Here is a 7,252-nt window from a genome sequence, read left to right as displayed (position 1 = left end):
GACGGTCGGCGTCACCGTCGGAGTCACCGTCGGGGTGACGGTCGGAGTCACCGTCGGGGTGGGGGTCGCGTCGCAGACGGCCCGGGTGATGGTGTTCGTGTCGAGGCTGACCTGTCCGTTGCGCGCCAGCACGCGGCCGTCGACGACGGCGCCGGTCGTCACCGTGATCGACGTCAGGGCGAGGATGTTGCCGACGAAGGTGGAGTTGGTCCCCAGCGTCGCCGAGCTGCCCACCTGCCAGAAGACGTTGCACGCCTGGGCGCCGTTGATGAGCTGGACCCGGCTCGCCGAGCCGGTGATGAGCGTGGAGGCGACCTGGAAGATGAAGATGGCGTCGGGGTCGCCCTGGGCGTCGAGGGTGAGGGTGCCGGTCAGCCCGAGCGAGGAGGTGGAGGTGTAGACGCCCGACACCAGCGTCCGGCCGACCAGGTCCCCCGCGACGAGGGCCGTCGAGGCCTGTCCCGCCGCGTTGTTGTAGGCGATGGTCAGGTCGTTCTGCGCCTGGAGCGCGACGGCGTCGGCGATGTTCTGGGTGCCGAACACGGTTCCCGGCGGGAAACCGGTCACCGCGGTGCCCGGGCTGAGGCCGAGGTTACCGGTGATCACGCTGGGGCCGGTGTTGGTGACGGTGGTCCCGGCCAGCACGGCGAAGGCGTCCGCGGTGCCGAGGTTCACCGGCTCCTGCACGACCTTCGCGCCGGACTGCGTGGCGACGAGCACGGCGATGACGGGAAGGGCGATGATCCCGGCGAGCACCCCGAACAGCACGGGTGACTTCCGGGCAAGACAAGTGAGAAAAACTATCATTTGCCGGATTTCTCCTTAAAGGGGCGGCGAACGCGCCTGGACTTATAGGAGCGGTGAAGACATCCGGCCGTTTGAGTCCCCCGCAGGTCGAAAGCGCCCGTCGGCGCGATCAACGGCCCGGGAGGTCCGAGAGCCCTACCCCGCGATTCCGCACGCTACCCGGGGATATCGGAAAGCCTCGAACCGAACCACTGAAACGAGAAACAAAGATCGCTCAATTCTTCATTGAACGATCAGGCGGACACGACAGGGCCCGCGCCACGGGAGGGGGTCGTGGCGCGGGCCCTGTCGGCCTTACGGGATGTGGTTCCGGGACGGGCCGGTGCCGGCCCGTCGTGAGGGGGTCAGACGCGGGCGTTGGCCGGGTGACCGATGGCGAGACCCGAGACCGGGTCGAAGAAGTGCAGGTTGTGCGTGTCGACGACCAGCTCGATGTTCTGGCCGGGACGGACGTGGCTGCGGGAGTTGACGCGGGCGGTCCACAGCGACTTGTCGCCGACCAGCGGCAGCGTGGCGTCCTCCTCGCCGTCGTCGGCGGCGGCGGCCACGGTGTCCTGGTGCTGGACCGGCGGGGCGTCGATCAGGAACAGCACGTTGATCTCGGAGCCGAGCTCCTCGGTGACCTCGGCGCGGACCTGCAGGCGGGTCCAGCCACCCGGGGTGCCGTTGGCGGCCACCGAGTCGTCGAAGTCGGAGGGGCGGATGCCCAGAATGATCTTCTTGCCGATGTAGTCCTCGAGGCCGCGCTTCTCGGCGAAGGTCTCGGCCGGCACCGGCAGGTTGAAACCGGCGAAGGTCACGGCGGCGCCACCGTCACCGCGTACCAGCTCGGCGTTGACGAAGTTCATCGAGGGAGAGCCCATGAACCCGGCGACGAACAGGTTGACCGGCTTGTCGAAGAGGTTCTGCGGGGTGTCGACCTGCTGGAGCAGGCCGTCGCGGAGGACGCAGACCCGGTCCCCGAGGGTCATCGCCTCGACCTGGTCGTGGGTGACGTAGACGGTCGTCACGCCCAGGCGCTCGTGCAGGGTGTTCAGGGAGGCGCGCATGGAGACACGGAGCTTGGCGTCCAGGTTGGACAGCGGCTCGTCCATCAGGAAGGCCTGGGGCTCGCGGACGATGGCGCGGCCCATGGCGACACGCTGGCGCTGACCACCGGACAGGGCGGCGGGCTTGCGCTTGAGGTACTGGTCGAGGCCGAGCATCCTGGCCGCCTCGCCGACCCGCTTGGAGATCTCCGCCTTGGGCATCTTGCGGAGCTTCAGACCGAAGGCGAGGTTCTCCTCGACGGTCATGTGCGGGTAGAGCGCGTAGTTCTGGAAGACCATGGCGATGTCACGGTCCTTCGGGGGCAGGTGGTTGACCACCCGGTCACCGATCGCGATCTCTCCGCCGCTGATGTCCTCAAGCCCCGCGATCATGCGCAGGGCGGTGGACTTGCCACAGCCGGAGGGGCCGACCAGGACCATGAACTCGCCGTCCTTGATCTCAAGGTCGAGGCCGTTCACGGCTTTGACGCCACCCGCGTAGATCTTGTCGACTTTGCTGAGAACGATGGATGCCATGGATGTCCTTACCGCCCCGGGCCAACCCCGTGTTCACCCGATATTGGATACGTTTTCATGCATCTCATCGGAAACGGACATCGGTGTCAAGAGGTTGCCCGGTTCTGGCCTGTCAGCAGGGCGGCCGTTATGCCTCCGTGGTGGATCGTTCGCGGAAAACATGATGGAATCGTTTCCATGAACATGCGTCGCGCGACGATCAGGGATGTCGCCGAGGCGGCCGGGGTCGGGGTCGCCACCGTGTCACGGGTCCTGTCGGGGGGGTCGGCGAGCCCCGAGACCAGGGAGCGGGTGCTGACCATCGCCGCCCAGCTCGACTACCGGCCCAGCGCTCTCGGCCGCAACCTGCGCCAGCGGCGCTCGGGCGGGATCGGGCTGCTGCTGCCCGACATCACCGACACCTTCTACGGGCGGGTGGCCGACGGGGTGCTCGCCTGCGCGCGCTCGGCGGGCGAGCCGGTGATCCTGGGCACGACCGGCGACGACCCCGAACGCGAGGCCGAGGCGATCGGCGTGCTCCTGGAGCAGGGGGTGGACCGGCTGGTCGCCATCCCCTCGGGAGACGGCGAGAGCTGGGCGCCGACCCTCCGGGCCGGGCTGAACACCGTGTTCGCGCACCGCACCTCGGCCGGGTACGACGACATCCCGGCCGTGCTGGCCGACGACCGCGCCGGGGTCAGGACCGCGCTGGACTACCTGACCGGGCTGGGGCACCGGCGCATCGCCTATCTGGGCGGCCCCGGGCAGGCCCAGCGGCTGACGGCCTTCCGGCAGGTGCTGGGCCCGCTCGTGGACGAGGAGCTCATCGTGGTGGCCCGGGGCAGCCGCGACTCCGCCTACGCCGCCGCGGCCGGGCTCTTCCAGCACCGGCCCGACCTGACCGCGGTGCTGGCGGGCGGCAACCTGCTCGGTGAGGCCGCCGTACTGGCCGCGCGCGAGCTGGACCTGCGCCTGCCCAGGGACATGTCGCTGATCATGTTCGACGACGTGCCCTGGGCCGAGCTCTGCTCGCCGTCGCTGACGGTGATCGCCCAGCCGGCCCAGGACATCGGCTACCGCGCCGCCGAGCTGGTGCTCCGCGGCGGCGGCAGGCGCCCGCGCGGCGTGCTGCTGCCCACCGAGCTGATCGTCAGGGGGAGTTGCGCGGCTAGAGGGACTTCTCGATCGCCGCGATGACGGCGGGGTCGGCGGGCTCGACGCCGGGCCTGAACCTGGCCACCACCTCGCCGTCGGCGGAGACGAGGAACTTCTCGAAGTTCCACTGGACGTCCCCGGCCTGGCCCTCGGTGTCGGGGACCTCGGTGAGCTCGGCGTAGAGGGGGTGCCTGCCCTCGCCGTTGACCTCGCTCTTGGCCAGCAGCGGGAAGTCGACGCCGTAGGTGGTGGAGCAGAAGTCCTGGATCTCCTCGGCGCTGCCCGGCTCCTGGCCCATGAACTGGTTGCACGGCACGCCGACCACGGTGAGGCCCCGGTCGCCGTAGGTCCGCTGGAGCTCGACGAGCCCGGCGTACTGAGGCGTCAGCCCGCACTTGGAGGCGACGTTCACCACGAGGACGGCCCCGTCCCCTGCCAGCTCGGCCAGGGTGGTGGGGGTGCCGGAAAGAGTCTGTACGGCGATATCACGGATTCCCATGCTGTGCACCCTAATCCCCTTGTCACATTTGAGAGTTATGCCGTCCATAAAGTGAAATGTGACTGACGCCACAGGCGGGACGGCGCCCGCCTCACCACCGCTTTGATCATTCCCTTACCGATCTCTGACATGACTCCTGACACGACGCTGTCGGCTGGCCAGCCGCCGGATCGCGAGGCATCGTGACGCCGTCCCCCGACCTCAAGGCACAAGGGAGTCCCATGTCGACGCTACGCCGTACCGGTGCACTGGTGATCACTTCGGTGCTCGCCCTCGGCACCACCACGGTCGCCCAGGCGTCCTCGGCGAGTACGGACAACCGGGCGGTCGCCAGGCCGATGGTGTCCGCTCACGGCTGGAACAGCACTCAGTTCGACTGCCTCAGCAGGCTCTGGACCAAGGAGAGCAACTGGAACCACCGCGCCCACAACCGCTCCTCGGGCGCGTACGGCATCCCGCAGGCCCTGCCCGGCGGGAAGATGGCCAGCGCGGGACGCGACTGGCGCAGCAACCCCAGGACGCAGATCAAGTGGGGACTCGGGTACGTCAAGCAGCGCTACGGCTCGCCGTGCCGGGCGTGGTCGCACTTCCTGTCGCGCGGCTGGTACTGATCGGCGGAGAGCGATCCGAAACCCCATGGTGGACTGATTTTCATATCGTCTCCCGGCATGGGTGATTCGCCCGCCGTAATCGGTCAACCGTCGAATCACCCGTAAATCCCGAAGATCGGGCAAACACCTTCCCTTCGCGTGTCCCAACCGCCCTGCGGCGCTCTCCGGCGTACTAGAAAGCCGCCTAGAGAGACCGCCGCGGCGTCTCATGCCGGAAACAGGCCGGCGAGACCACGCGGGCGCTCCCCGTCCGAGCCACGGACGCCGGATCGTCAGGCGGGCGGGCGCATCCGTGCCCTCGCCCGCCCCCGCACGCGGCCCGAGGACAAGGAACCATGTGAACAGCAGCCACCGTGTTCTACGCGGTACCGTCGTGACCGTTCTCGCCGCCTCGGCGATGGTCGGTCCGTCGACGGAGGGACGAGCAGAGAGCACCGCCGAGTCGTCCAGGAAAGGGACGGCCCGGATGGTGCACCGCTTCACCTGGGTGACCCAGGTGAAGCCCACGATGAAGGCGGTCGCCAGGACCGCCAAGAGCAGGAACAAGACGATCGCCTACCGCCTGGTCTCCCGGCGGGCCTGGCCGCACAGGCAGTTCCGCTGCCTGGACAGCCTCTGGACCAGGGAGAGCAACTGGAACCACCGCGCCTACAACCGCTCCTCGGGGGCCTACGGCATCCCGCAGGCGCTGCCCGGCTCGAAGATGGGCGGCAGCGGCGGCGACTGGCGGTACAACCCGATCACGCAGATCCACTGGGGTCTGCGCTACATCAAGAGCCGCTACGGGTCACCGTGCGGCGCGTGGGGTCACTTCCGGTCGAGCAACTGGTACTGACCCGCCCGGAGAGTGTCCAGGGGAAGGGAACACTCTCCCGGCGCCCGGGGCCGTCAGGCCCCGGGCGCCACGACCGGCCCCGGAAGCACGACCGGCCCCGGGAACACGACCGGTCCCGGAAGCACGACCGACCTCGGAAGATCGCCTCATGGCCGCCTCACGGCAGGTCGAGGGCGCTCAGGCCGAGCAGGAACGCCTGCCGGTCACGGGTGGTCAGGACCTCGTACGGCCGCGCGGCGCCGTGGTTGGTGTCGACCTCGATCCGGTCCCGGGCCGGCCCCGGGGGCAGGGAGATCATCTGAGCCGCGGTCAACCCCGCCCGCGCCCAGGCGGCGGCGTGCGCGTCGGCGCGGTGGTAGCGCAGGGTCGCCAGCCGGTTGAACAGCAGCACGCCCGGCGGGGTCCCCGCGGGCTCGTACGGCGGCGCGACCTGGGCGAAGGCGGCCCCGCCGGTCGCCGCGCCCGCCCGTACGAGCCGTCCGGCGATGTCGGCCAGTTCGGGCAGCCGGTCGGCCTGGGCGGCCCACAACCCCTCGGTCACCCTGGCGTGCACCTCGTACAGGGAGGTGATGAAGGCGTGCGTGACCGGGGTCGCGCGCAACGCGCCCCCCTCGGCGGCATCCGGGGCGCCGGCGCCCGGAACGGCGTCGGGGGCGGCGTCCTCGTCGAGGGTGCCCTGGGCGAGGTGGACGTCGATCTCGGCCCGCCGCAGGGGGTTGTAGCGGTAGACGGCGGCCAGCCCGCCGGGGGTGAGCGGCCTGATCGGGAGCACGAATCGGAGATCGACCAGCAGGTCGGCCTGGAGACCCGAGCGCTCGGCGAGTTCCCGGCCGAGCGGCCTGCTCGCGATGTGGACCCCGAGGTTGACCGCGTCGATCAGGGGGCCGATCGACGCCGCGTAGCCAGGTAGATCATCGAAGCGGGACATGATGCGATATCTTTCCGCATTTTCACCGTCCGATCCCCGCGAGCACGGAGACGGCGGCCCCGGCGACGACGGCGAGGGTACCGATCCAGGCGATGAGGGCGTCGGCCCGGTCGTCGAGGGGCCCGCCCCGGCGGAGGGCCTCCTGGGCGCGCCGGTAGCGGATGCCGGTCTGGGTCAGCAGCAGGAACGCGCAGAACACCGCGGGAACGAACAGCAGGACGGCCCCCGCGGGGGCGCCGGCGCGCAGGGCCACCCCGGCACCGCCCAGGCCTCCGGCGGCCAGCACGGTGGCGGTACGGACCCAGGCGAACCGGGTCCGCTCACCCTGCAGACCGGAGTCCACGGCCCCCTGAGGGTCACCGGTGCTCCCGGCGCCTCCGGCTCCCCCGGTGCCGTCGTCGTTCCCGGGAACGCTGCCGGGAACGCTGCCGGGGGCGCTGCCGCCGGGGCCGTTCACCGGGAGAGCAGGATGAGGATCAGGGCGAGCACGGCGACCCCCGCCACCCCGTACCCGAACAGCGGGGCCAGGGCCGGGGGCGGGAGCGGCGCGGAGGTGCGCAGGGCGCGCTGGACGCTGCGCCAGCGGGGGTAGGCCATCGCGGCGGCCAGGGCGGACAGCGATACCAGGACCACCGCGAGCAGGGTGCGCATCCACGGGATGAAGACGTCGGCCGAGACCGCGGCCATGGCGACGCCGCCCGCGCTGAGCGCGAGCGACGTACTCAACCAGGTCAGATAGGTGCGTTCGTTGGCGAGGGTGAACCGGGGATCCGGCTCGTTGTCCTGGGAGTCCATGCAACGACGCTATTTCAGCGGTATTCCCCCGGGGAAAGCCGGGTTCGGGGCCGGGGGCCGATCACCCGGTCACCGGTG

Annotated in this window: 8 protein-coding genes and 1 pseudogene; 3 read left to right on the top strand and 6 right to left on the bottom strand. The window is 70.2% G+C overall.

Translation table 11 applies throughout. The features are described 5' to 3' along the window. Together AB0G16_RS26520 and ugpC are read right to left on the bottom strand one after the other, a co-directional pair. Nucleotides 1-807, bottom strand: an 807-nt coding sequence (locus AB0G16_RS26520) for an ice-binding family protein (RefSeq protein WP_362810330.1), incomplete at its 3' end; no start/stop codon positions are given. A 344-nt stretch (nucleotides 808-1,151) separates the two neighbouring features. Next, nucleotides 1,152-2,372 (bottom strand): sn-glycerol-3-phosphate ABC transporter ATP-binding protein UgpC, encoded by a 1,221-nt coding sequence (ugpC, locus tag AB0G16_RS26515; RefSeq protein WP_362810326.1) that lies wholly within the window; start codon nucleotides 2,370-2,372, stop codon nucleotides 1,152-1,154. A 177-nt stretch (nucleotides 2,373-2,549) separates the two neighbouring features. Here ugpC and AB0G16_RS26510 point away from each other — a divergent pair, with 177 nt between their 5' ends. Then, entirely contained in the window at nucleotides 2,550-3,548 is a 999-nt protein-coding gene (locus AB0G16_RS26510; RefSeq protein ID WP_362810323.1) for a LacI family DNA-binding transcriptional regulator, read from the top strand. On the opposite strand, the gene AB0G16_RS26505 is transcribed toward AB0G16_RS26510, so the two are convergent. Then, nucleotides 3,520-4,005 (bottom strand): glutathione peroxidase, encoded by a 486-nt coding sequence (locus AB0G16_RS26505; RefSeq protein WP_362810320.1) that lies wholly within the window; start codon nucleotides 4,003-4,005, stop codon nucleotides 3,520-3,522. The genes AB0G16_RS26510 and AB0G16_RS26505 overlap by 29 nt on opposite strands. Nucleotides 4,006-4,313: 308 nt before the next feature. On the opposite strand from AB0G16_RS26505, the pseudogene AB0G16_RS26500 reads away from it, so the two are divergent. Together AB0G16_RS26500 and AB0G16_RS26495 are read left to right on the top strand one after the other, a co-directional pair. Continuing rightward, nucleotides 4,314-4,616, top strand: a pseudogene (locus tag AB0G16_RS26500) (transglycosylase SLT domain-containing protein); the annotation flags it as partial. A 337-nt stretch (nucleotides 4,617-4,953) separates the two neighbouring features. Beyond that, on the top strand, nucleotides 4,954-5,451 hold the full coding sequence (locus tag AB0G16_RS26495; RefSeq protein WP_362810317.1) for a transglycosylase SLT domain-containing protein: 498 nt from the start codon (nucleotides 4,954-4,956) through the stop codon (nucleotides 5,449-5,451). 157 nt (nucleotides 5,452-5,608) lie between these two features. Here AB0G16_RS26495 and AB0G16_RS26490 read toward each other — a convergent pair whose 3' ends face one another. Genes AB0G16_RS26490 through AB0G16_RS26480 form a run of 3 tightly spaced genes read right to left on the bottom strand, consistent with a single transcriptional unit; the run spans nucleotide 5,609 to nucleotide 7,174 of the window. Then, complete coding sequence (locus tag AB0G16_RS26490) at nucleotides 5,609-6,379, bottom strand: hypothetical protein (RefSeq protein WP_362810314.1); 771 nt, start codon at nucleotides 6,377-6,379, stop codon at nucleotides 5,609-5,611. A gap of 22 nt (nucleotides 6,380-6,401) precedes the next feature. Further along, nucleotides 6,402-6,836 (bottom strand): DUF202 domain-containing protein, encoded by a 435-nt coding sequence (locus tag AB0G16_RS26485; RefSeq protein ID WP_362810311.1) that lies wholly within the window; start codon nucleotides 6,834-6,836, stop codon nucleotides 6,402-6,404. Continuing rightward, nucleotides 6,833-7,174 (bottom strand): DUF202 domain-containing protein, encoded by a 342-nt coding sequence (locus AB0G16_RS26480; RefSeq protein ID WP_362810308.1) that lies wholly within the window; start codon nucleotides 7,172-7,174, stop codon nucleotides 6,833-6,835. The genes AB0G16_RS26485 and AB0G16_RS26480 overlap by 4 nt, the downstream gene beginning before the upstream one ends. Between the last annotated feature and the right edge of the window lie 78 nt (nucleotides 7,175-7,252).

Origin of the sequence: Streptosporangium sp. NPDC023615 (genome assembly GCF_040640155.1) — a bacterium.
Taxonomy (GTDB): Bacteria; Actinomycetota; Actinomycetes; order Streptosporangiales; family Streptosporangiaceae; genus Streptosporangium.
The sequence above is the reverse complement of the archived record's forward strand: the minus strand, read 5'-3'. Positions and strand labels throughout refer to the sequence as shown.